This is a genomic window from Shewanella marina JCM 15074 (genome assembly GCF_000614975.1).
Taxonomy (GTDB): domain Bacteria; phylum Pseudomonadota; class Gammaproteobacteria; order Enterobacterales; family Shewanellaceae; genus Shewanella; species Shewanella marina.
This window is the reverse complement of the sequence record NZ_BALM01000027.1, coordinates 1-25,108: the sequence shown is the minus strand read 5'-3', so window position 1 is coordinate 25,108 and position 25,108 is coordinate 1. Positions and strand designations below refer to the sequence as shown.

Below are 25,108 nucleotides of genomic sequence, written 5' to 3'. Positions count from 1 at the left end.
CCTTAAAAAATTGCTTGAAGGCATGGTAACCAAATTCATATTAGCAAGCAATTAAGGTCTTATAAGGCACTTAACTTGTTGAGCTTAGTTGCTCTTGTTAAACTACGCCGTTTTTAATTCAAACTTAGGTTAACGCGGTGAATAAAAGTTTAGTGACGAATGGTATTGCAGCCATTTTAGTGGCAGTTGGCTATGGGATTAATTCAGAGATTTTACTCAGTGTAGGGTTATTTGCATTATCGGGTGCACTGACTAACTGGATAGCTATTCATATGTTGTTTGAAAAAGTACCTGGCTTTTATGGCTCCGGCGTTATTCCAAGTCGGTTTGAGGAATTTAAAGCAGCTATTCATAGCATGATGATGCAGCAGTTTTTTAATCCTGAAAATATTGAACGATTTATGGCAAATCAATCTCAGTCTGATCATGTCATCGAACTTAAACCTGTTATTGAGCAAGTCGATTTAACCCCTGCATTTAATGCATTGGTGACGACTGTAGAGCAGTCTTCATTTGGCAGTATGTTGTCGATGTTTGGTGGTAGCGAAGCGATTGCACCATTAAAACAACCATTTGAAGCGAAAATGAAAGCATCTTTAATTGAAATCGCAGATAGCGAAGACTTTCAAAGTTTAATTAAAAAACAGTTAGCAGCACCCGATCTAGTCAGTGGTTTAAGTGCCCGAATCGATGCTATTGTTGAGCAGCGCCTAAATGAGTTAACACCGCAAATGGTTAAAGAGATAGTACAGCAGATGATTAAACAGCACTTGGGGTGGTTAGTTGTCTGGGGGGGCGTGTTTGGTGGCTTGATTGGTTTAGTCGCCGCTTTTATTTAATTAAAAGTTGCTTAAAAAAGTATCAATTTGATAGTCTGTTACATGATTATATTGTATTAAAGGATAGTGATTAGCTATCCTTTTTTATATCAGTATTAGGTTAATTGCCTTGTCGTTGCTGTTCACGTTCAAAATGAAAATAGGGAGTAAGGCATGACGGGGCAATGTAAAAAACTAGTGATTTCAAATTCGATTTTGTGGGGAGCCGCTATCATAGCCGCAGCAATATTAAGTGCGCCCATTATATTAACAACAATATTATTGCCTGTGTTAGCATTTATATCTATCAGTAATATTATATATGCTGAAAAACAAAATAAAATATAACCATAGTTAATATTAAATTATTACAATGATAGAGCGTTAATTAATATTCTATCATTGTGATAATTAAATCGATTGTTTGTGTATTTAAATAGGTTGTACTTATTTAAAAGTATAAACTTTACAGTCGGTTAATATTATTTGAATACAGTTATATTTATCATTTATTTGACGGTGGTATCATTTTTTAAATAAATACGTCACTAGAATTAAAATTGTTTATACCAATAACAAGGACATGTTTCATGAAAAAACAATTGATTGCTTTAGCATTACTCGCAACACCGCCAGCAATGGCTGGTGATATTATTCAATGGTGGGATGTCAGTGTCAGCGCATTATATGGTGAAGACTATGATCTAGCAGCGTCGGATAAGCAAACAACGATTACTTTCGAAACCGCTGGTGGCTGGAAATACGGCGACTGGTTTGCCTTCCAAGATGTGACTTATTTCAACGGTAATAACTATGGTACCGATGAGACGACTTATGGTGAGATCACTACTCGTTTTAGTGCGGGTAAGATTCTAGGCCAATCAGTAGGCTTTGGCCCTGTAAAAGATCTTTCATTAGCGTTAAGCCTTGAAGAGGGCGAGGGCCCTGTAGAAAGCTTCCTATATGGTTTAGGTGTTGATTTTGATGTGCCGTTATTCAGTTATTTTAATGTAAACGTGTTCCGCCGTATGGCGATTGATGATGATTTAAATAGCAGTGATGGCTGGCAAGTTTCGCCATCATTTAGAATGGATTTTCCAGTAGGTAATTCAAGTATTGTATTTGATGGTTATATTGACTGGGTATTCTCTGCTGATGAAGCAAACTTTAAAGAAAACTTCCATTTTAATCCACAATTAAAATACGATTTAGGTGCTGTGATGTTCGGTCAGGCGCAGAAAAATCATTTATATGTCGGTGTAGAATATGATTACTGGCGTAATAAATATGGTGTTGATGGTATAGACCAAAATACATTCTCATTTATGGTGAAATACCACCTTTAAAAGTTGCTATAATTAAATTAGGGCTCATTTAATTATAATTGAGCCCTAATCGTTAATCTGTCAATTTATATAAATTACCACTATCTGTCACAAAATAGATATTTCCATCCGGATCTTCAGCTAAGCTACGTATTCGCTGATTTAATGATTTAGCCAGCACTTGTTCATTAATAACTTGATTATTATCATCAAGCGTTAATTTATTAATTTGCTTACCGCTTAATGCACTGATATAGAATTGATTTTGCTGACTAATTAATAAATCACTCGGTGCAATTGATGGAACATAATAATGTACAGGTTGCTCCATACCTGCTTGATGGCTTGTACCAACAGGCAAACGACTCATGTATTCACGTCCATATGAGATCACTGGCCAACCATAATTTACTCCTTTATGAACGAGGTTGAGTTCATCACCTCCTCTGGGGCCATGTTCTATGGTCCATAGTTGTCCAGCTTTATCAAAACTGATGCCTTGCTGATTACGATGGCCATAGCTGTATACCGCTGCGCGTTTATTCGTTTCACCGAAAAAAGGATTATTTTGAGCCGCTGAGCCATCAAAGTTTAATCTTAGTATTTTACCTGAATCTTGATTTAAATCCTGAGCACTTGTTCGGTGACCTCGATCGCCAACCGTCATATAGATATGTTGCTTATCAAAGGCAAGACGGCTGCCAAAATGATGACTTTTATCGCTATCAGCTAAGCTGTAATACAAGGGGGTTAGTTGTGTTAAGCTAGGTTTTTGCTTGCCATTATTGGCCGTGTATTGCAATTTCGCTAACGTCGTTGCGGGTTGTTTTGTCTGGGGATGACTTGTGACATAAGTCACGTATATCTGTTGTGATTGTTCAAAATCTGGGGCGAGTTGGATATCCATTAACCCCCCTTGGCCTGCGCCGAGCACTTTAGGCAATTGGGTTAACATAATTACCTTACCGGTGTTGATGTTGAGCTGTTTTATACTTCCGTGCTTTTCGCTGATCAGTAAATTATTATTGTCAATAAATGCCATGCCCCAAGGTGACTCAAATTTATCACTAATTAAGGTAATGGCTTGAGCTTGATTAATACCAATCAATAAGCTTATCAATAATATTCCGATAAATTGCCGCATCTCGGTTTCCTTCTTATGCTTGAACATAAAAAAAGGATAGCTGATTGCTATCCTTTAATAATGAGATTTTTGTAACGATTAATTAATGGTAACTATCTGCGTGGACGTTTTGTACTGCACGGCCAGAAGGGTCAATACAAGCTTGCAGGCTTTCGTCCCAAGCTAAAGCTTCTGGGGTTGAACATGCTACAGACTTGCCGCCTGGTACGGTTTGTGCTGCGCTTTCAAGTGGGAACAATCCATCAAAAATCGTACGGTAGAAGTAGGCCTCTTTAGTTGTTGGTGTATTGTAGCTAAAGCGATAACTTGCTTGTGCCATATCTTTATCACTCACTTGTTGCTCAGCTTGATCTTTTAAGCCATCAATCCAAGAATAGCCAACACCATCACTAAACTGCTCTTTTTGGCGCCATACAATTTCTTGCGGTAACTTATGCTCAAATGCTTGACGTAATATATGCTTTTCAATGCGACCATCTTTAGACATTTTAGCTTCAGGATTAATCCGCATTGCAACATCCATAAACTCTTTATCAAGGAAAGGTACACGTGCCTCTAGGCCCCAAGCCGCCATCGCTTTGTTGGCTCTTAGGCAATCAAATAAGTACAGTTTATCTAATTTTCTGACCAACTCTTCATGGAACGCTTGAGCATTTGGTGCTTTATGGAAGTACAGATAGCCACCGAATAGTTCATCAGCACCTTCACCTGATAACACCATTTTAATTCCCATTGCTTTAATTTTTCTCGCCATTAAATACATAGGTGTTGCCGCTCTAATTGTAGTGACATCGTATGTTTCAAGATGATAAATCACATCTTTTATGGCATCTAATCCCTCTTGGAAGGTAAAGTTGATTTCATGGTGAATCGTACCAATACTATCAGCGACCTTTTTAGCAGCAATTAGATCGGGCGCGCCCTCAAGGCCAACTGCAAATGAGTGCAGTTGTGGCCACCAAGCTTCACTCTGGCTGTCATCTTCAATACGCATTTTTGCGTATGTCTGAGTGATGGCTGAAATAACGGATGAATCTAAACCACCAGACAATAATACGCCGTAAGGTACATCTGACATTAATTGACGTTTAACGGCAGCTTCAAGTGCTTGGCGAAGTTCATCGACACTTGCTGGGTTATCTTGTACTGCAGCAAAGTCATGCCAGTCACGTTGATAATATTTAACGGGCGTTGGTGAATCACTGGTTTGATATTGTCCAGGCTCAAATACGCTAACAGTTTTGCAAACTGGCATCAGTGCTTTCATTTCTGAGGCAACATATAGCTGGCCTTGGCTGTCACGACCAGTATAGAGCGGGATAATGCCCATATGATCACGGCCAATTAGGTAAAAATCTTTGCTTTTATCGTAGAGTACAAAGGCAAAAATGCCGTTAAGCTTATCTAAAAAATCGACACCATATTCTTGGTACAGTGCCAGAATGACTTCACAGTCAGAGTTTGTTTGGTATTGATATTTATCACCTAGCTCTGCTTTGAGTTGTTTATGGTTATAGATTTCACCGTTTACCGCTAAAATAATCTGCTCATCGTCGCTAACTAATGGTTGTGCGCCATGTTCAATATCAACAATTGCTAAGCGTTCATGCGCCAAAATAGCATTATCTGCGCAATATATACCTGACCAATCAGGGCCTCGATGGCGCATCAATTTTGAAAGTTCTAAGGCGGTAGGACGTAAAGTCAGTGCTTGTTGTTGTAATTCTAAAATGGCAAAAATTGAACACATGTGGGGTCACTCCAACTACAATAATGTGAGCGCTTAGTACGCTGATGGACTCACTGTGCCAGTAAAAAATATATTTGCCAAATTTATTTTTGATGAAAACTCACTATTTTCGCTATTTTTATTGATTATTTCTTTGGTATTTAGCTTGTAAAATGAATATTATTTAAGTGATTTGTGATTTTAATGGTTAATCTTTAATTTGTATCTTAGTTTTAAGGGCTGGATTAATGAAACCATAATCAGAGTTAACTAATTGAACCCGTATATAAAAATAGTCAAAAATAACAGTTTTATTGATGCATATAGTAGAAATCATTATTTTGAAGTGAGATGAGAGCAGTTGCAGAATGGGTATAACCAAAGGTGAGTGAGCAAGTGGCTCACTCTGGGGGGAGTATTTATATGACGTCAATATCACCTGCGCAGCTAAAGACGTGATTAGGTTCAAAAGGCTCTTTTTCTATATCGGTTAATTGACTGACACCGCTGGTGACTAGAATGGTTTCTAAACCTGCTTGAAAACCCGCCAATATGTCTGTCTTCATATTATCACCAATAATAACGGTATTATCAGAATGAGCATTGATACTGTTCAGTGCTGATCGAATAATCCAAGCGCTAGGTTTACCCACGTAGAAAGGTTTTTTACCACAGATCAGTTCAATTGGTGCGCATAATGCGCCACAAGCAGGACTAAAAGAGGGACCATGAGTATCTGGATTAGTGGCAATAAAACGGGCGCCATTATTAATAAATTGAGCGGCCTTATGGATCATATCCCAATGATATGAGCGGGTTTCACCAACAATGACGAAGTCTGGATTTATATCTGTGATGGTAAAACCTGCGTTATACAGCTCATGCGTTAATGCCCCTTCACCAATGACATAAGCTTTCGTACCGTGTTGATGCCTTAAAAAATCAGCAGTGGCCATTGCTGAAGTATAAAAGCATGATGCGGGAACATTAATCCCTGCTGATGCCAATCTATTTTGTAGATCTAATCCAGTTTGTACGGGGTAATTGGTTAGCAGTACCAATGGATTACCTTGCTCAAGTAAGCGATGGATAAATAGATCACTCCCTGGAATAAGCCGATTATCGTGTAATAACACGCCATCAATATCACAAATTACACTTTTCATTGGTTATCCTCGCTATCATTTTGATTTCATCTAAGTCTTTTTATGGCGGAAGATCAAGATTGTGATACAAATTTAATGTTGGTCTTGATACAAATAAAATATTAGCGACTTTAATGCTTGAGAAGTCTAACAGACCGCGTTTTAACGCTATTTTTAGTGTATCAATAAGTAACGCAAATCGTCATAAATAGGGTGATAGTAGGTTGCGCGTTACATTATAAAAACTTGTGTAATTATTTAGTTACACATATATTGCAACAGCAGTAAATGATTACTGTGACATTGAAAAAGGCAAACCAGTTGAAAAGCTGGGACGCAAAACCACCGGTCTAAGGGTCTTTTGTACCTATGATAGCGGGGATGCCATTGGTATCTTACCACTCGTTTACTGTAGCTGAGTTGCAGTGGATGAGTCGCAGGTTACGTTTACGCGTTTTTGCCTTATTGATTATATGATTCAATAAGGAATTTAATATGTTACCTAGCAAAATTAAACCACTGACCCTATTAATTGCGAGTGCAATTTTACCTGTTAGTGGTTATGCTCAAATTAATATGCAGCAAGCTGCTGAACAAACGTTTGATATTATAACGAGTATCCAGCAACGAGCGAATGCTGACGATGGCGTTATTGTTGAAAATGGCAAACGTTATATTATTTATAATCAGCATCGTTTTGAGCTCCATCAAAATAATTATCCTAAATTCCCATTTCCTTATGGTGGCCCTGAAGCCCTAAAACCGTATTACGATACTTTTCCATTTTTAGATGATAAATGGGATGTCGTGATGAATAATGACTATGGTTTTTATTTTATTCATGACGAATTTGGTAGCATGAGTAGTTCAACTCAAGGCTGTTTTATTGAATATTATCCAAATCAAAGTTTCTCAACTGCTGAAACTATGCGGTTTGAGAAAACCGAATGTATCAGTGCTCCTGTCATTTCTGAGCTGCAGTTATCGGGCATTTATGATGTAGGGGCAAGTATTACTTGGAAAGGGCATCAGGCCGGTAATCAATATCATATTCAATTAACCTCTGCGTCGGACGCTCGCATTCAGGCGTTTAGTGCCACAGAGCCTGAGTTTTTTCTTCCTGAATTAGTCGCGGATACTGAGTATCAAATTCAATTGCAAGCTTGTAATACAACAGGTTGTATTGATGCACCAAGCATCAGTTTTACTACCGCACCTACTCAGATGGGATTTCATGATGGTATTCGCCAATTAAACCATTTGCAGGGAGATTTTGGTGCGCACTTATCCTTGATGCAAAGTCACAGCTTAACTGCTCCATTTGGTAATGCTGATATTGGTGCGCCAGATGTGGTGATGAAGCGAGATGCGATGTTACTCGTTACTCCACAGCTTAGCGACATCAATCAACTTTGGTTAGAAGCCTATCAAGATGGCGTTTTGCTTGGTCGATTACCGATGCAAAGTCCTGCTCAGCAACCTAAAACCGATCAATATCAAGTGGATGGTCGTCCTACGGTTATTTTTGGTCATCAAGTATGGAGTTTACCTTTACCATGGGATTGGATGCTGCCGGGGTTAACCTTAGCGTTTATTGATAATCACGGTCGGCATGCGCAATTAGCGCAACCTATCGAATTTGGCGGCGCCCCTGAGCTTGTGATTCAAAATATTGATATGGGTATGCTTACTCAGCCTCGAGGCCGTAATACGATGGCCAATAATACTGCTGAACATGCAGCAGATTATTTCCAAAAGATCCCAGTTTCAAAAATGGTTATTGGTCAATATGCACCCGCTTATTTTGCTACTGTGACCATGCCAAATGGTAAAGTTTACACAGAGCGTAGCGATACTGATGGCGGCTGGCATTCTGGCGATATGCGTGAGGCGATTGGTAAAGCGCTTATCTCTACTGGTATCAATAATGCCAATGTGGGCATAAGTACCACAGCTGGCAGTTCACAAGCTTATAATCGACGTTTTAATCATATTACGGCTCATACCAACGTGGGAGTTTATACCGATGCAAAAACTCACGCGACTAAAACGGTCGTGCATGGTGGTAGTGGCGGCGGTGGTATTGTGACTTTAGAAGATACAACCGGTAATGAGTGGTCGCATGAGTTGGCACATAATTACGGCTTAGGACATTATCCAAGCATGGCGTCAGTGCATGATATGCAAAGTGGCTGGGGTTGGGATAATTTATTTAAACGTTTTATTGGTAGTTTAGACTGGCGTGGTGAGGCAAGGGAAATTACCCTTGGCGGTGAAACCTCTGCACCTTATTTAGACACGTTCCGTTTTGTGGTTGACAGCCAAGCGGGTGGTGAATATAGAAAATTAGGATTAGTCAGTAATTTTACGTATCAGCATCCTATGCAAGTAAGGCGAGTTCAAGCTTGGTTAAACAGTGGCTATAACCAAGATCCAAGCAGTGCAAGTTATTATGTAAAATGGGATCAAGCACTACAAGCTTATATTGATGCTGAAACAGATTTTCCTGCTGCAGCGCAAACTGGCGTGCCTGTAACGACCTTAGTGGGTATTTATGATCCAATGCGAGTGAATGCGAGTCAGATTTATCCTGTGTTATACGGTAATTATGGTAATACGTTTAATTTGCCTGAAGGGGCTGATTATACCCCCGCAGCGGGAGAGTTATCACTGACTCAAGGTTGGCATCAATTGCAGTCATTAACGGCAGAACAAATTGCAGCAACGAGTTGGAAAACAATTGTTGATAATGGTTCGTATAAGCGACTATGCCAATTTAGCTTCCAAACTTCTGCCGCTGAAAATGTTAATTTAGTCGGTAGTGTTGATCAACAAACCAATACTTGCCAAGTCAGTGATGATATGCGTTGGACGATTGATGGTCAGCGTCAAGTGATGCAGTCACAAGTTGGCGATTACTCTCTGTTATACCCATATGGGCGTGGTGAGATTAGCTATACCCCAACGCCACAAATTGGCGAAGTGCGTTTATGCTTATTGACCGATATTGATAATAGTAGTCATAACGGTGCCGGCTTTGTACAAGATGGACAATGTGTACAAATTGCAGGGATTAAACACAGTAATAATCGTGATTGGGCGTACACTATTTGGCGTAATAATATTGAACAAGGGCAATATATTCATCACAACGTCTGCCGCTTAGAGGTGATTGATAGTCATGGTCAATCAAGCTCATATGACTTGGCGGGGCAGCGATTAAATAGCAGTGAAAGTAATAAATTCCATATTAACTTGCCACAACAAACTCTAGCGAATGTCAGCTTAAATTGTGAGGATGGTGAGGGTGTACATCAGTTAGCTCAGTTAACTCCATCATTAGCCACTGGTTTGGATAAGTTACCAGAGGCCGTCATTATTGGGCAGCAATATGGTTATCAGGCATTAACAAGTTCAATTGACAATGGCTGGTTTAAGCATTCAGCGCAAATGGATTTAAATAATTTAAGTCAACGAGATAGAAATAACCTAGCCACAATGAAAGTCGGTGATGTGCAGCTACCTATATGTCGTTTTGATCTTAATATAAATGGTACAGTGCAAACTGTTCATGGTTTTGTTGAGCAGTTAGCAACAGGTGATTATCGCTGTAGTGGTGGTGATGATATTACGGTGCGACAAGCTGGAATTGATGAGCGAATTGAATCGCCATTAAATCAATTTGAGTGGTTATCATTATGGGATCCAATACATACTGGTGAACGAGTTAAAGCTAAAGGTGAAAGTGAGCAACTCGGCAGTAATCGCAACTTATGTAGTCTGATTAATAATGGTTTTTATGGTGCTGGATTTGTGAATGCTGCTGGCCAATGTGTGCAAGTTGAACACATTAAGTGGTCCAATGGGCTAGATTGGGTATTCTCAAGCCGTTTTGGTCAATATAGCTATAAATAATATTATAGCGGCAAACTCTTGATGGTAAAAACCAGCGTTTATCGCTGGTTTTTTTATATAAAGTGGTTAAGTGGATTAAATATGAGGATCTATGTTAATTGCGGGTCGGCAATGTTGTGAGTTAAAGCTCAAGGATGAGCAAGCAGTGAAGTATTTAGTCTGTTTAAAGGCAGGGAGTACATTGCATAAAGTGATAACAGCTAAACGTAAGATTATTAACTCCTAATAAGTGCAGTTGTAAGTAATCTTGTTGGCAGTTATTTACAAGATAGTGCGTTATTTAATCAAGTTGGCGCAACTTATTATTCTTAATAAAGCCAAAGGAAAGTGGCTCATATCTCTATTTACCGTGCAGGATTCAGAACATGTTAGCGAATTCAATAATGTGCAAATTGCATTTTTATTTATAATGATGATTGCGACTTTTGACTAATTTCTATTAGGTCAATATTTGAACATGATATAACCATACTAAATTAATGGGTTTAATATTTTATGGTGAAGTTGCAGTTAGGTAAGGGACGTATGAGGTTTGGGGTATGGTAAATATTCTATTGATATTAGTGTCTGTACTATTGATATCTGCTTGCCATACTAACACTTTGTCGCCAGCAGCCTTGCACACAAATCAGACAGAGCTAATGATTGAATTATCTTATCAATATAATGGTTATGAAGCGCCGATGATCAGTCGACAGCAAGCGACAATACTCGCGGTCAATCAATGTAAAGCGAAAGGCTACACTTATGCAAGGGAACAACAAACAATAACTACAGAGTGTAATAAACAGTCATCTAATGGCTGTAATGCTTGGCGGATTACACAAGCGTACCTATGTACTTCCCAATAAAAAGGACTTTCAATAAAAAAGGAACCTAAATAGGTTCCTTTTTTCATTTAATTAATGATTAATCAGGAGCATAACCACTAGGACCAACATCTTTGTCATCAAGTATTGCTTTACCATTAACCATTGCTAAACGGCCTTGAGCAAACCATTTAACCACTAATGGATAAATGGCATGTTCTTGTTCGTGCACTCGTTGAGCTAATACTTCAGCGTCATCACCTTCATAAACAGGTATTTTAGCCTGTAAAATAACTGGGCCTGCATCAAGTTCAGGAATAACAAAATGAACACTTGCACCGTGTTCAGTATCACCAGCATCAAGTGCACGCTGGTGGGTGTTCATACCCGGATACTTAGGTAACAACGAAGGATGGATATTTATCATTTTACCTAGATATTGGTTAACAATATCGTTAGATAAGATGCGCATAAAGCCTGCTAATACAATTAAATCAGGCTGATAACGTTCAATTGCTTTCGCTAAACGTTGATCGTATTCTTGGCGGCTTTCACCTGAATGAGCGATCACGCAGCTGGTATCAATCTCTGCGAGATGAGCACGCATTAATCCATAAGCATCTGGTTGATTACTGATTACGCCAACAACTTCCGCTTGTAGGTGGTCATCACAACTATCGATAACGGCTTGTAAATTACTACCATTACCTGAAATTAATACTAAAACGCGACAGCTCTTAGGCATTACAAGATCTCCACTTGCTCTTCATCACCATGTCTAGTGGCAATTTCACCGATGAGCCAAGCTTGTTCACCTTCAGCGTTAAGGAACTCAACCGCCTGCGCTGCTTTATCGGCAGGTAGGGCTACAATCATTCCAACGCCACAGTTAAAGGTACGGTACATTTCAAATGCTGAAATATTACCGTTATCCATTAACCAGCTGAAAACAGGTGGCCATTGCCAAGAGTTTCCTTGCACTACAGCTTTACAATCTTCTGGTAACACGCGGGGAATGTTTTCCCAGAATCCGCCACCAGTAATGTGAGCCATAGCATGAACTTCAGTTTGCTCAATCAGTTTTAAAAGAGGTTTAACATAAATACGAGTTGGGGTTAGCAGATGTTCGATAAGCGGTTTGCCTTCTAACATTTGCTGTGGGTCGGCTTGACTCACTTCTAATACTTTACGGATGAGTGAGTAGCCATTTGAATGAGGGCCGCTTGCAGCTAATGCGATAAGTGCATCGCCTGCTTTGACTTTGCTGCCATCAATAATTTGGTCTTTTTCAACCACACCTACACAAAAACCAGCTAGGTCGTAATCGTCACCTTCATACATACCAGGCATTTCAGCTGTTTCACCACCGATTAAGGCACAACCAGATTGGAAGCAACCTTCGCCAATACCGTTAACAACTGATGTCGCAGTTTCTACATCAAGTTTGCCAGTCGCATAATAGTCAAGGAAAAACAGTGGTTCAGCACCTTGTACAATTAAGTCGTTTACACACATCGCAACGAGATCAATACCTACGCTGTCATGTTTTTTGTAATCGATAGCAAGTCTTAGTTTGGTACCAACACCGTCAGTGCCTGAAACAAGTACGGGGTGTTTGTATTTCGTAGGCAATTCGCATAGCGCACCAAACCCACCCAAATTGCCCATGACTTCTGGACGATGAGTGCGTTTAACCGCTGATTTGATATTGTTTACGAGCGCATTACCTGCATCAATATCGACGCCGGCATCTTTGTAGCTTAGTGAGGTAGGAGTGGTCACGGAGGATCCTCTTAGGGTACATCGTTATTATGGATTTTTTTATGGCGCTGATTCTAACAGTTTGTAGCAGCCCTATAAAGGTCAGATTCCTAAATAATCTTTTCGCTTTTTTTTGTGAAATAGCTGAGTTAAATCACGATTTTGATGATAATTTGATTTTGTGTTTTCTTCTATGACCGAAATAAACTAGAATCTGTAAAATTTGCTTTGAGCAAATACGTCAAAAAAGCAGGAGAAAAGCATGAAAGTTGTTGAAGTGAAGCATCCTTTAGTACGCCATAAAATCGGTCTAATGCGCGAAGGTGATATTAGCACTAAGCGTTTTCGTGAGTTAGCGGCTGAAGTAGGTAGTTTACTGACTTATGAAGCAACTGCTGACTTTGAAACTGAAACTGTGACTATTGAAGGTTGGAATGGCCCTGTTGAGATCGAACAGATCAAAGGTAAAAAGGTTACTGTAGTGCCTATTTTACGCGCAGGTTTAGGCATGATGGATGGCGTATTAGAGCATATGCCAAGTGCACGTATTTCGGTAGTAGGCATTTACCGTGATGAAGAAACTTTAGAACCAGTTCCATATTTTGAAAAGCTAGCAAGCAACGTTGATGAGCGTATTGCACTAGTTGTTGACCCTATGTTAGCAACAGGTGGTTCAATGATTGCAACTATCGATTTATTAAAATCTCGTGGCTGTACCGCTATTCGCGCATTAGTTTTAGTGGCTGCACCTGAAGGTATTGCAGCATTAGAAAAGGCTCACCCAGACGTTGAATTATACACTGCGGCAATTGACGAGTGTCTAAATGACAAGGGTTACATCTTACCTGGCCTTGGTGATGCGGGTGACAAGATTTTTGGTACTAAATAATTAGTTATCGAATGATAAAAAGGAAGCTTAGGCTTCCTTTTTTTATTGATTAAATTATAAACTCATAGCGGCTACCCAACCGAAAATCAGTAAAGGAATATTGTAGTGAATAAACGTGGGGATCACGCTGTCACGAATGTGATCGTGTTGGCCATCAACATTTAAGCCTGCAGTTGGACCTAGAGTGGAGTCTGATGCGGGGGAGCCAGCGTCACCTAAAGCTGCTGCCGTGCCTACAATTGCAATCGTTGCGGCCACTGAAAAACCTAAGCTTAAAGATAATGGCACATAAATGGTGGCAATAATTGGAATCGTTGAAAATGATGAGCCAATTCCCATGGTGATTAATAGACCAATTACTAACATTAGTATTGCTCCCAATGCTCTATTTTGACCGATAAATCCAGCCATTGATTCAACCAATAACGGTACATCACCCGTCGCTTTTAACACTGCCGCAAATCCTGCTGCTGCAATCATAATAAAACCGATGTTGGCCATCATCCGCATACCTCGATTAAACACATCTTGATCGTTACTGTGTTTAAGTGCGCCTGACAAACTAAAAATTATAAAACCAACTAGAGCGCCATATATCATTGATGAGGTATAAATTTGAATTGTTAATGTGCTAAGCGCTGCAATAATCGCAATAACAATACTGTATGGTTTAATTCGTTGCTCTGATGTGGAACTTGATATTTGGCTATCGGAATATTGACGAGGTTTACGGTAACTAATAAATACTGCGATTAACAAGCCACTAATCATGCCTAGTGCGGGGAGTAACATCGCCTCAGTCACTTGTGTCCCAACCGCATTTAAGCCGTTGGCATTAAGATTGGACAGCAAAATATTATTGATAAAAATCGCACCAAATCCAACGGGTAAAATCATATAGGTGGTAACTAAACCAAAAGTTAGTACACACGCGACTAGACGTCTATCTAACTGCAACGTGGACATCAAATGTAAAAGTGGTGGGATTAAAATTGGAATAAAAGCAATATGAATGGGCAGTATGTTTTGCGAGCAAATAGCCATGGTCAGTATCGCCACCAATAATATGTAGCGAATTTTAGTTAAATTTGCATGGTTTTGGTCAACGCCAATATAGTGGATTATTTTATTAGAAATCAATGTGGTTAAGCCACTATGAGATAGGGCGACGGCAAAAGCTCCCAGCAAGGCATAACTCAGCGCAATTTTTGCGCCACCACCTAATCCTGAGTTAAAGGCATCAATAGTTTGATGTAGATCTAAATTCCCCATCAACCCCGCGACTACAGCGCTTACCGTGAGGGCGATAACGACATTTATTCGTAGCAGGCTTAGCAATAACATCAGACAGACAGCAATCACAACGGCATTCATAAAGTGCTCTTATTGTTGAGGGCGATTGTTTATTTCTATCAGGCTTGAGAGGTAATGACCAGCTTAAATAAGCTACTACTAATAAATGTTCAGTGTTTTAAAATGAAAAGCCAGCAATTTTGCTGGCTTTAAGATGAATCGTATAAGATGTGGTTAGAGTACCATCGCGGCAATCCAGCCAAATATCAATAACGGAATATTATAGTGAATAAAGGTTGGGATCACACTGTCGCGGATATGATCATGCTGACCATCAGCATTTAAACCAGCGGTAGGGCCTAAGGTTGAATCCGATGCCGGCGAGCCTGCATCACCTAATGCTGCTGCTGTACCAACTAACGCGATAGTCGCTGCTACAGAGAAATCAAAGCTTAGGGCTAATGGCACATAAATGGTGGCAATAATTGGAATCGTAGAAAACGAAGATCCAATGCCCATCGTGATCAGTAATCCAATAAAAAGCATTAAGAAAGCGGCAATACCTTTATGTTGGCCAATCATGGTGCCAACTGATTCAACTAGGCTTGGAACTTCGCCGGTAGCCTTAATGACAGCAGCAAAACCTGCAGCAGCAATCATAATAAAGCCAATATTGGCCATCATGCGTACGCCTTGGTTAAAGATATCTTGATCTGCAGTATGCTTTAATGCACCTGATGCGCTAAAGATCACAAAGCCAACTAAGGCACCAAAAATCATTGAATCAGTATAAAGTTGCACAGCTAAGGTTGAGGCAATAGCGATAAGTGCAATGGTAATATTTCGCTTATTGATACCGTCTTCAGGCTCAACGGCTAAAATTTGTTCTTCGTTATATTCACGTGGTTTACGGTAGCTAATAAATACTGCAATCAATAGACCAACAAACATACCTAAAGCAGGGATTAACATCGCATGAGTGACTTCACCCGTGACCGCTTGTAATCCATTAGCACGTAAATTCGCTAAAAGAATATCATTTAAAAATATGCCACCAAATCCAACCGGCAATATCATATAGGTTGTGACGAGACCAAAGGTCATGACACAAGCCACTAAACGACGATCTAGCTTGAGTTTAGACATGACGTGCAACAGTGGCGGAACCAAAATTGGAATAAACGCAATATGGATCGGTAGTACGTTTTGCGATGCAATTGCCATAGACAATAATGCGAAAAGCAGAATATAACGAACTTTACGAATATTAGCTGCATCGGGATTAGCACCAATAGAATGCACAATCTTTTTTGATATTAAGGTAGTTAAGCCACTATGCGATAAAGCAACCGCAAATGCGCCCAATAGCGCATAACTTAGCGCGATTTGAGCACCACCACCTAAACCATGATTAAAGGCTGAGATGGTATCATGTAAATTTAAGCCACCAAATAATCCGGCTACTACCGCACTGATGGTTAAAGCGATCACGACATTGACCCGGGCCATACTGAGGCCTAGCATCAGACACACAGAGATAACGACTGCATTCATTAGTTAAGTCTTTAGTTATTGTAGTTAATGTACCTATTCTCGACTGGGTAGGCAGGTATTGTCCAGCCTTGAAATGGCATTAAATTCAATTAATCCACAAATAATCCATTTTTAATCTTGAGGCTTGTGGATAATCTATACGAAGGTATATTATTTGAATTAATAATGTGATCATTTGTTGCAAGAAAGAAAGTAAAAGGTGATCTCTTTCTGATTTGGTTGTATCTTAATGCGACCAAATAGTAACCCTTGTAATAGGGATTATTACATTGTCATAAGCTTAGTCCATGATGGAGATTTATAATGAGCGTATTAGTTGGTCGTCCAGCACCTGATTTTACCGCAGCAGCAGTTTTAGGTAACAGTGATATCGTAGATAGTTTTAACCTTACTGCTGCCATTAAAGGTAAAACTGCAGTTGTTTTCTTTTACCCACTCGATTTTACTTTTGTTTGCCCATCTGAGTTGATTGCATTTGATCATCGTATGGATGAGTTCAAAAAGCGTGGTGTTGAAGTGATTGGTGTTTCTATCGATTCACAGTTTACCCATAATGCATGGCGTAATACGCCAGTAGACAAAGGTGGTATTGGCCAAGTTCAATATACACTGGTTGCTGATGTTAAACATGAAATTTGTAAAGCATATGATGTTGAGCATCCTGAAGCGGGTGTTGCATTCCGTGGTTCATTCCTAATTGATAAAGAAGGCATGGTACGTCATCAAGTGGTTAACGACTTACCGCTAGGTCGTAATGTTGACGAAATGCTACGTATGATTGATGCACTGCAATTCCATGAAGAGCACGGTGACGTTTGTCCAGCAGGTTGGGAAAAAGGTGAGAAGGGTATGGACGCAAGTCCAGATGGTGTGGCTTCTTATCTTGCAGAAAATGCAGACGAGCTATAATCTCGCTGCAATAAAATGAAAAAAGCTGCCTTAGGCAGCTTTTTTATTACTATTGATTTCAAATTACCCTTCAGCAGCGATCGCTACTTGGCTATCTTCGTCTTCATCTTCATCTTGGTGTAAAGGCCAACCACCTAATGCTTTATAACGATTGACCATATAACAAAATAGCTCCGCAGTACGCTCTGTATCATACAGTGCACTATGTGCTTCTTTATTATCAAAATCGATGCCTGCCATTTTACAAGCTTTAGCTAATACAGTATGGCCAATCACTAAACCAGCTAATGATGCCGTGTCAAAGGTCGCAAACGGATGAAATGGTGAACGCTTGATACCTGTTCGTTCAATCGCTTGGCTAACAAAACCATGATCAAAAGCGGCATTGTGAGCCACAATTATACTGCGATGGCAATTTGAAGCTTTTTGACCTTTTTTAACTTCTTTAAAAATTTCGAGTAAGGCTTCTTTTTCAGATACCGCACCACGTAAAGGGTTCGTTGGGTCAATGCCTGTAAATGCTAAAGCTTCAGGTTCTAAATTTGCCCCTTCAAATGGTTCTATATTGAAGTGTAGGGTTTTATCTAAGACCAAATCACCATCTTGATCCATTTTTAAGAGGCTGACAGCAATCTCTAAAAGTGCATCGGTGCGAGCGTTAAAGCCTGCGGTTTCAACATCAATCACCACTGGATAATATCCACGGAAACGGTGTTTTAGTTTGTGTGCATCGCAAATATCGCTCATATAAATCCCTAGTTATCTCTCTACTCGCTATTATGCAAAAAATGCAGGCAAGGTGTCATGTGTGATTGCGTAAATTCTAAGCTAAAGAATTCTTTTTTTTTGCCGATAGTTGGAAACTAGGGACTGAAATAGCTAAAAGTGACTTTTATGTGGCAGAAAATATTACTCATAACAACCTTAAGCCTTCCATTCGCGGCCGTGGCTGATATGCGACAGTATGTTGCTGCTATCGATAATTCATCATGGCGTTTAGCAGAAAATACACCAGTACAGTGCCGACTTGAACATGATATTCCATCATACGGCAAAGCGGTATTCATTAGCGAGGCGAGTAAACAGCTTAATTTACATTTTGTATTAGATATGTGGCTTAAACCTGATGCTGTCACTAATGCAAAATTAATGAGTAAATCACCTGACTGGCGTCCAGGAAAAGCATCGACACCTATTACCTATATCGAATACAAAAAACACTTTAATGGTGAGGTCGCCAAAAAAGATGCATGGTTTATGTTGAATGAATTAGAGCGTGGCATGCAACCGACTTTCTATTACTCTGATTGGTACAATCGTAATCAACAAGTTGCCGTTGGCCTATCATCGGCTAATTTCAAACGAAATTATAATGCTTTTAAAGACTGTCTTTCACGTTTGTTACCCTACGGCTATGAAGATATTGCCTTTACCGTATTGAACTATGAATCAGGCGGTAATGACTTAACTCAGATTTCGCAGCGTCAACTTAAGCGAGTACAAGAGTACCTTGCATATGATCAAGATGTGGATTTGGTGCTAGTGGATGCTTATACCGACAGTTATGGCAGCCGTAGCGTCAACCAAAGAGTTGCTCAAGGGCGTGCTCACTCGGTGAAAGACTTTATGATTGCCAAGGGGATACCTAAAGAGCGTATTGTGACGATGGCTCATGGTGAAAAACGGCCCGTTGCGACGAATGATGAAATTGATGAACGTGCTAAAAACCGAAGGGTAGTGATTCGAATTAATAAAAATAGTTAATTAACCAATAGAATAAAGCCAACAGAGATGTTGGTTTTTTTTAGGCAAAAAAAAGCCCGCTCATCAAGCGGGCTGCAAAAAAATAGATTGCAATCAACAAATTGAAGGAAGGAAGTCAAGCATAAGAACCAGGGATAATCGACGTCATCAAACATCGATAAAAAGTTCTTTGTTTTCATACCTGTCGTTAAACAAGCACTTCCAGAAAACGAGGCAATTGTAGGCATAGTTATAACACTATACAACCAAGAAAAATTAGCGATATAGATTAGTAAATCTAATGTGAAACTTTCAGAGTAAAGCGATCTAGATCACTATTTAATCCTTATTTTTGTGGAATAACCCAATTTAGTATTAGTAAACCTAATTTTATTGAACTTTTTAGTGTTGCTAAATTGTTAACGCGGCGCAATGGCCTATCCTACATGTATTTTAATTAATATTTAAGTGGACTATTTTTATAACTTTTTATCATTTAGTACAAATATTAAACGGTAAATATACACTTGCTACGGCAAATAAATGGCGTGTGCTAATTCTGTATGATTAAGTGTTGAATATTTTGAACTGATAAGTCAGATAAGGCCAAAGTGGTCGCCTGATGGATAGCGTTAAATTATAAAAAAAAAGCTATCTTCTGCAAAAATAGTTACCAAGCTGTTTTTTTCATAAAAGAATCGCTAAATCCCCATTCCAAATCATTCACAAGATTGATAATGCTCGGTATAGTAGGCTTCTATTTTTATATCAAATTTAAAGATTAAGATTATGTTTACTTGGCCGATTTCTATTTATTATGAAGATACTGATGCAGGTGGCGTTGTGTATCATTCAAATTATCTTAATTTCTTTGAACGTGCTCGTAGTGAATGGTTATATGCCATGAATATTAAGCAAGCTACGTTACTTGAACAAGATGTTGCTTTTGTGGTCAAAAAAGCCGATATCGATTTTATTAAACCCGCTAAGTTTGAACAAAAGCTGCTAGTTAATAGTCGAATTCAAGAACTCAAACGTGCATCTATGGTGTTTGATCAAGAATTAGTTGATGCTGATGGTCAATGTTATTGCCGAGCCAGCATTGTTGTTGTATGTGTTGCATTATCCAAAATGCGACCTAAATCTATCCCTCAGTTGATTTTGCAGGAGTTTCAAGGTGCACGCTGATATTTCATTTATAGGATTATTTCTTCAAGCCAGTTTGTTAGTTAAATTAGTGATGCTAACCCTGCTTGGATTATCCGTTTTATCTTGGGCTGTCATTATTCAGCGTCATAAACTCTTAAAAGCAGCCCGTGTTAATGCTGTTGCTTTTGAAGATAAATTTTGGTCAGGTGTCGATTTAAATCGTTTTTACCAAGAATTAAGTGCGCGTGGCGATAACACTTCTGGACTTGAAACCATGTTTGTTAATGGTTTTAAAGAGTACACTCGTCTAACTCAGTTAAACGGTAAAGCACCTAATGCTGTAATGGACGGGACATATCGCTCGATGCGAGTGACCTTAACTCGTGAAGTTGAAAAACTTGAAAACAACTTACCACTTCTTGCCACAATTGGTTCCACAACACCTTATATTGGTCTATTTGGTACTGTTTGGGGCATCATGAATTCATTTATCGCATTGGGTGCGGTAGAAAATGCCACTCTAGCAATGGTTGCTCCCGGTATTGCTGAAGCTTTGATTGCAACTGCAATGGGTTTATTTGCCGCTATTCCAGCGGTAATTGCTTATAACCGTTACTGCACTATGGTTGAGAAACAAGAGCTTACTTATATTAATTTTATGGAAGAGTTTACCAGTATTCTTCATCGTCAAGCATTTACAAGTAAGGATAATGACTAATGCAACAGGGTTATCAGCGTAAACGCAGACGCCCAGTAGCTGAAATTAACGTAGTACCTTATATCGATGTGATGTTGGTATTATTGATCATCTTTATGGTAACTGCGCCAATAGTGACACAAGGCGTGAAAGTCGATTTGCCAGAGGCATCAGCTGAGGCATTACCTGCTGACAGCAAGCCTCCTATTATTGCGTCAGTTGATGCACAAGGTGAATATTTTCTAGATGCAGGTGGCGCCGCAACTAAGCAGGCACTAACACTTGAAGACCTCGCTACGCAAGTGAGTGCACTGATCCAGTTAGAACCAGAACGTCCTGTCGTTGTGAAAGCAGACAGAGCAATTCCTTATGATCGCGTTATCCAATTAATGGTGACTCTGCAGCATGCAGGCGTACCTTCTGTTGGTTTGATGACTGACTCACCTAAGGAGCAATAAGTGAAAGCTAAATCAGATATGACAATTCCTTTGTTAATTTCTGCTGCGGTTCATTTGGTTGTCATTGGTATATTATTGGTGGGTTTTGAATTTGATTCAGAGCCTAAGCCATTACCACAAGTCGCCACTCAAGCTCCGTCGCTGGTGAAGCGCCAAAACCTATCGTTAAAGCCGTGATGGTGGATCAGCAGAAAGTCGCTGCTCAAGTTGAAAAGTTTAAACAACAGCAACGTGATGAACGACTTGCAGAGCAAAAACGTCAGCAACAATTGGAGCGTGAAGCTAATGAGGCTAAAAAAGCTCGTCAGCGTGAGCAGCAACGTATACGCGAATTAGAGCAGCAACGTAAACAGCAAGAAATTGCGACTAAAAAAGCCAACGAAGCAGCGAAAGTGGCTAAGTTAAAAGAGCAACAGCAACAAGCCGCAGCGGCAAAAGCAGAACAAGTGCGTAAGCAAAAAGAGCAAGAGCAAAAAGCGGCTGAAGTTGCAGCCCAAAAAGCCGCCGAAAAACGTAAACAAGAGGAACTTGCGGCTAAAAAAGCTGCCGAAGAACGTAAGCGTAAAGCGGAAGCGGAACGTAAACGTCTAGCAGAAGAAAAAGCAAGGCAAGAACAAGAGCAACAAATGCAAGACGCATTAGCGGCTGAACAAGCTGCATTGTCACAAACGCGTAATCGTCAGATTAATGGTGAAGTGGCAAGATATACTGCGATGATTCAAGCGACAATTAAGCGCAATTTAGTGATCGATGAGTCAATGCGCAATAAGAGTTGTCGAGTCAATATTAGATTGGCTAAAGATGGGTTTGTAACGTCAACGCGTACATTAAGTGGCGATAGTGTGGTATGCCGTGCAGCTACCGCAGCGATTAATAAAGCAGGACGTTTACCGGTATCTCCTGATGCTGATGTATATAACAAATTAAAAGAAATCAATTTAACGGTAAAACCTGAATTTAACTAAAGGAGTGGCATGAAAACGTTAACAAAATGGCTGTTATTGACCTTGGTCGTAATTGCTATGCCTGCAAGAGCAGCGCTGGATATTGTTATTACTGAAGGGGTTGATGCTGCAAGACCAATTGCCGTTATTCCATTTGTATGGCAAGGCACTGGTCCTGCGCCAGAGCAAATATCTGATGTTGTTTTATCTGATTTAACCCGCAGCGGTACCTTTTCGCCACTCGCTCAAGATAAATTACCACAGCATAATATTGATAGTGTTGCTCAGTTTGATCTTAAACAGTGGGCGGGTTCAACAGCCGAAGCAGTATTAATGGGATCTGTTAAGCCGTTAGCTGATGGTAATTATCAGGTAAGCTTTGATCTCATTGATTTAGTTAAAGCGCAGTTAAATCATGATGCCAAGGCACAAGATATTTTATTAGAAAGCCGCCAGTCAGTGATTAGTGCTGATCAATTTAGACAGTTTGGTCATCGTATCAGTGATATCGTTTATCAAAAGCTAACCGGAATTCGCGGTGCCTTTTTAACGCGTATCGCTTATGTGGTTGTTAATTATGCTGACAAATCACCATTTCAATTGATGATTGCTGATTATGATGGCCATAATGAACATATGTTATTACGTTCACCAGAGCCTTTGATGTCACCATCTTGGTCGCCAGATGGTCGTAAATTAGCTTATGTGAGTTTTGAAAATAAAAAAGCTGAAATTTACATTCAAGATATCTATACCCAGCAACGTCAATTAATTACCAGTTATCCAGGAATTAACGGTGCTCCTTCATTTTCACCTGATGGTAAAAAGTTGGCGGTTACTTTATCTAAAGATGGCCAACCAGAAATTTATATTATCGATATTGCGACTAAAGCGGCTAAACGCATGACTAATCACTATGCCATTGATACTGAACCAAGTTGGTTCCCTGATGGTAAGTCATTACTGTTTACTTCTGAGCGCGGTGGTCGTCCTCAGCTTTATAAGATGAATATCGCCACGGGTAAGGTTGCGCGCTTAACTTTTGAAGGTGAATGGAATCTAGGCGGCTCAATTACTCCAGATGGTCGAAGCATCGTTTTTGTTAACCGTACTAATGGCAAATTTAATATTGCTCGTATGGATTTAGAAACTCGTTTTATGCAAGTACTAACAACAACTCGCTTAGATGAATCTCCGAGCATTGCACCTAATGGCACTATGATTATTTACGGTACAACTTACCAAGGTAAGCAAGTATTAGCTGCAGTGTCGATGGACGGTCGTTTTAAAGCAAGATTACCTGTAGGTCAGGGTGAAGTGAAGTCACCAGCTTGGTCTCCATTTTTACAAAATTAAACAAGAATAAGGAAAGAATAATGGAATTGAACAAATTATTAAAAGCAATGGTGGTTGCACTTCCTATTATGGCATTGAGTGCTTGTAGTACGACATCAGAATCTGAAGTGGATGCATCTGGCTCATCAACTAATTCTACACAAACAGGCCAAGGTCAAGATGGCACTACGGGGTCAGGTGTTCAAACTGGCTCAGTTGCTCCTATTTTATCGCCAGCAGAGCAGCAACGTTTAAAGAACCAAGAGTTACGTAAAGAGCATGTCATTTACTTTGACTTCGACCGTAGTGAAGTACAAGGTCCATATGCTCAAATTTTACAAGCACATGGTGAATATTTGGTTGAACATCCAAATGTAAAAGTGATGATTGAAGGTCATGCCGATGAGCGTGGAACACCTGAATATAACATTGCTCTTGGTGAGCGTCGTGCTAAAGCCGTTGCTAAATATTTACAAGGCATGGGTGTGATGCCAAGTCAAATGAGCATTGTAAGTTACGGTGAAGAGAAACCTATCGACTTATCACGTACTCCTGAAGGTTTTGCGAAAAACCGTCGTGCAGTATTAGTTTACTAATCTGTAGTGTTAAGGAGAGTATCAATGAAAAGAGCGGTATTAGCCGTTGCAACAGTATTCTATCTTGGTGTGGCATCTGCCGCACCAGCGCCAGTAGAAGATGTGTCTGCAATGAGTCAAGGCGATAAAGTCGCTATGCTTGAGCGAATGATGAAAGCTAAACAGCAATCAGAGTTTGAAATGCAACAACGACTTGATCAATTACAACAAGACGTACTTGATCTACGAGGCTTGACTGAGCAACAGAGCTATCAAATAAATCAGATGTTACAGCGTCAACGTCAACTTTATGATGAAATTGCGAATCTCACTGCTAAATCATCAGAGCAAGCTGTTACTGTTGCCCCTACATCTACAGCACCAGTGGTGACGAATGTCAGTTTGAGCGAAACTGCAAGTTATGAACAAGCGGTTAATCTTGTTTTAAAACAGCGGAAATATGACGAAGCGATTCCAGCATTTGGTCAGTTTATCGAAAAGTATCCCAATTCTACCTATGCAGCTAATGCCAATTATTGGTTAGGGCAGCTACTTTATAATAAGCAAGACTTCGTTAAAGCAAAGTCCGCCTTTATGACGGTAGTTGAAAAATTCCCTAAATCGAATAAGCGTGGTGATAGTTTAGTCAAGTTAGGATTGATTTCTGAAAAGTCAGGTGATGCAACTGCAGCTCAAGGTATCTATAACGAAGTTGTTAAGCTATACCCAAATAGTGCTGCTGCAAGAATTGCCAAGCAACAGTTGGCTGCAATTAAATCATGATTTAACTAAAATTTAGGCGCCTAGCTTGTTTTTCAGGCAAACAACCAAAAAAGCAATATTTACACTTGCATGCAATGATGAAATAGGTATTATAGGCGCCCTCAGCACGGCAAGCCGGGTTGAGAAGTAAAAA

At 39.7% G+C, this 25,108-nt stretch carries 22 protein-coding genes, 1 pseudogene and 1 riboswitch; of the genes and pseudogenes, 15 read left to right on the top strand and 8 right to left on the bottom strand.

All coding sequences use genetic code 11. The features are described from left to right. The first annotated feature begins 137 nt into the window (after positions 1-137). From JCM15074_RS16400 to JCM15074_RS16390, 3 genes are all read left to right on the top strand, one after another. A complete protein-coding gene (locus tag JCM15074_RS16400) occupies positions 138-839 on the top strand; it encodes a DUF445 domain-containing protein (protein WP_025822526.1) in 702 nt (233 codons plus the stop codon). Between the two features lie 153 nt (positions 840-992). Beyond that, a complete protein-coding gene (locus tag JCM15074_RS24410; protein WP_159105308.1) occupies positions 993-1,166 on the top strand; it encodes a hypothetical protein in 174 nt (57 codons plus the stop codon). Between the two features lie 242 nt (positions 1,167-1,408). Continuing rightward, positions 1,409-2,164 (top strand): outer membrane protein OmpK, encoded by a 756-nt coding sequence (locus JCM15074_RS16390; protein WP_025822524.1) that lies wholly within the window; start codon positions 1,409-1,411, stop codon positions 2,162-2,164. Between the two features lie 52 nt (positions 2,165-2,216). Here the strand turns inward: JCM15074_RS16390 and JCM15074_RS16385 are convergent, their stop codons facing one another. The 3 genes from JCM15074_RS16385 to JCM15074_RS16375 form a co-directional block, all read right to left on the bottom strand. Next, the gene (locus JCM15074_RS16385) at positions 2,217-3,287 is read right to left on the bottom strand and encodes a PQQ-dependent sugar dehydrogenase (RefSeq protein ID WP_025822522.1); all 1,071 of its coding nucleotides are present in this window, start codon (positions 3,285-3,287) and stop codon (positions 2,217-2,219) included. Between the two features lie 82 nt (positions 3,288-3,369). Beyond that, positions 3,370-5,037 (bottom strand): asparagine synthase B, encoded by a 1,668-nt coding sequence (gene asnB / locus JCM15074_RS16380; RefSeq protein ID WP_025822520.1) that lies wholly within the window; start codon positions 5,035-5,037, stop codon positions 3,370-3,372. A gap of 398 nt (positions 5,038-5,435) precedes the next feature. Continuing rightward, on the bottom strand, positions 5,436-6,182 hold the full coding sequence (locus JCM15074_RS16375; protein ID WP_025822518.1) for an HAD-IIA family hydrolase: 747 nt from the start codon (positions 6,180-6,182) through the stop codon (positions 5,436-5,438). A 280-nt stretch (positions 6,183-6,462) separates the two neighbouring features. Beyond that, a riboswitch (cyclic di-GMP riboswitch) is annotated at positions 6,463-6,550 on the top strand. Positions 6,551-6,656: 106 nt separating this feature from the next. On the opposite strand from JCM15074_RS16375, the gene JCM15074_RS16370 reads away from it, so the two are divergent. Then, complete coding sequence (locus tag JCM15074_RS16370; protein ID WP_025822516.1) at positions 6,657-10,076, top strand: M66 family metalloprotease; 3,420 nt, start codon at positions 6,657-6,659, stop codon at positions 10,074-10,076. Between the two features lie 539 nt (positions 10,077-10,615). Further along, entirely contained in the window at positions 10,616-10,927 is a 312-nt protein-coding gene (gene yecR / locus JCM15074_RS16360; RefSeq protein ID WP_025822514.1) for a YecR family lipoprotein, read from the top strand. Between the two features lie 58 nt (positions 10,928-10,985). Here the strand turns inward: yecR and purN are convergent, their stop codons facing one another. Both purN and purM read right to left on the bottom strand, forming a co-directional pair. Further along, positions 10,986-11,630 (bottom strand): phosphoribosylglycinamide formyltransferase, encoded by a 645-nt coding sequence (purN, locus tag JCM15074_RS16355; RefSeq protein WP_025822512.1) that lies wholly within the window; start codon positions 11,628-11,630, stop codon positions 10,986-10,988. After that, the gene (gene purM, locus JCM15074_RS16350) at positions 11,630-12,667 is read right to left on the bottom strand and encodes a phosphoribosylformylglycinamidine cyclo-ligase (RefSeq protein ID WP_025822510.1); all 1,038 of its coding nucleotides are present in this window, start codon (positions 12,665-12,667) and stop codon (positions 11,630-11,632) included. The genes purN and purM overlap by 1 nt, the downstream gene beginning before the upstream one ends. 241 nt (positions 12,668-12,908) lie before the next feature. Between purM and upp the strand changes: the two genes are divergently transcribed. Continuing rightward, positions 12,909-13,535: a uracil phosphoribosyltransferase gene (gene upp / locus JCM15074_RS16345; RefSeq protein ID WP_025822508.1), complete on the top strand. Its 627-nt coding sequence runs from the start codon at positions 12,909-12,911 to the stop codon at positions 13,533-13,535. A 54-nt stretch (positions 13,536-13,589) separates the two neighbouring features. Here upp and JCM15074_RS16340 read toward each other — a convergent pair whose 3' ends face one another. After that, positions 13,590-14,909, bottom strand: coding sequence for a Na+/H+ antiporter family protein (locus JCM15074_RS16340; RefSeq protein WP_025822506.1), 1,320 nt, complete (start codon positions 14,907-14,909; stop codon positions 13,590-13,592). 153 nt (positions 14,910-15,062) lie between these two features. Further along, positions 15,063-16,382 carry a Na+/H+ antiporter family protein gene (locus tag JCM15074_RS16335; protein ID WP_025822504.1) on the bottom strand — a complete coding sequence of 440 codons (1,320 nt, stop codon included), beginning with the start codon at positions 16,380-16,382 and terminating at the stop codon, positions 15,063-15,065. A 303-nt stretch (positions 16,383-16,685) separates the two neighbouring features. On the opposite strand from JCM15074_RS16335, the gene JCM15074_RS16330 reads away from it, so the two are divergent. Then, entirely contained in the window at positions 16,686-17,291 is a 606-nt protein-coding gene (locus JCM15074_RS16330) for a peroxiredoxin (RefSeq protein ID WP_025822502.1), read from the top strand. A gap of 63 nt (positions 17,292-17,354) precedes the next feature. Here JCM15074_RS16330 and rnt read toward each other — a convergent pair whose 3' ends face one another. Further along, a complete protein-coding gene (gene rnt, locus JCM15074_RS16325; protein WP_025822501.1) occupies positions 17,355-18,038 on the bottom strand; it encodes a ribonuclease T in 684 nt (227 codons plus the stop codon). 147 nt (positions 18,039-18,185) lie between these two features. Between rnt and JCM15074_RS16320 the strand changes: the two genes are divergently transcribed. From JCM15074_RS16320 to ybgF, 8 genes and pseudogenes are all read left to right on the top strand, one after another. Further along, positions 18,186-19,055 (top strand): flagellar protein MotY, encoded by an 870-nt coding sequence (locus JCM15074_RS16320; RefSeq protein ID WP_025822499.1) that lies wholly within the window; start codon positions 18,186-18,188, stop codon positions 19,053-19,055. A 765-nt stretch (positions 19,056-19,820) separates the two neighbouring features. Beyond that, entirely contained in the window at positions 19,821-20,222 is a 402-nt protein-coding gene (ybgC, locus tag JCM15074_RS16315; protein ID WP_025822496.1) for a tol-pal system-associated acyl-CoA thioesterase, read from the top strand. Next, on the top strand, positions 20,212-20,901 hold the full coding sequence (gene tolQ / locus JCM15074_RS16310) for a protein TolQ (RefSeq protein WP_025822494.1): 690 nt from the start codon (positions 20,212-20,214) through the stop codon (positions 20,899-20,901). The genes ybgC and tolQ overlap by 11 nt, the downstream gene beginning before the upstream one ends. Beyond that, the gene (gene tolR, locus JCM15074_RS16305; RefSeq protein WP_025822492.1) at positions 20,901-21,338 is read left to right on the top strand and encodes a protein TolR; all 438 of its coding nucleotides are present in this window, start codon (positions 20,901-20,903) and stop codon (positions 21,336-21,338) included. The genes tolQ and tolR overlap by 1 nt, the downstream gene beginning before the upstream one ends. Next, positions 21,339-22,303 (top strand): annotated as a pseudogene (gene tolA, locus JCM15074_RS22695) (cell envelope integrity protein TolA). A 9-nt stretch (positions 22,304-22,312) separates the two neighbouring features. Then, a complete protein-coding gene (gene tolB / locus JCM15074_RS16295; protein ID WP_025822490.1) occupies positions 22,313-23,638 on the top strand; it encodes a Tol-Pal system beta propeller repeat protein TolB in 1,326 nt (441 codons plus the stop codon). A gap of 20 nt (positions 23,639-23,658) precedes the next feature. Beyond that, positions 23,659-24,213 carry a peptidoglycan-associated lipoprotein Pal gene (pal, locus tag JCM15074_RS16290; RefSeq protein ID WP_025822488.1) on the top strand — a complete coding sequence of 185 codons (555 nt, stop codon included), beginning with the start codon at positions 23,659-23,661 and terminating at the stop codon, positions 24,211-24,213. 24 nt (positions 24,214-24,237) lie between these two features. Continuing rightward, positions 24,238-24,975 carry a tol-pal system protein YbgF gene (ybgF, locus tag JCM15074_RS16285; RefSeq protein ID WP_025822486.1) on the top strand — a complete coding sequence of 246 codons (738 nt, stop codon included), beginning with the start codon at positions 24,238-24,240 and terminating at the stop codon, positions 24,973-24,975. Positions 24,976-25,108 lie beyond the last annotated feature (133 nt).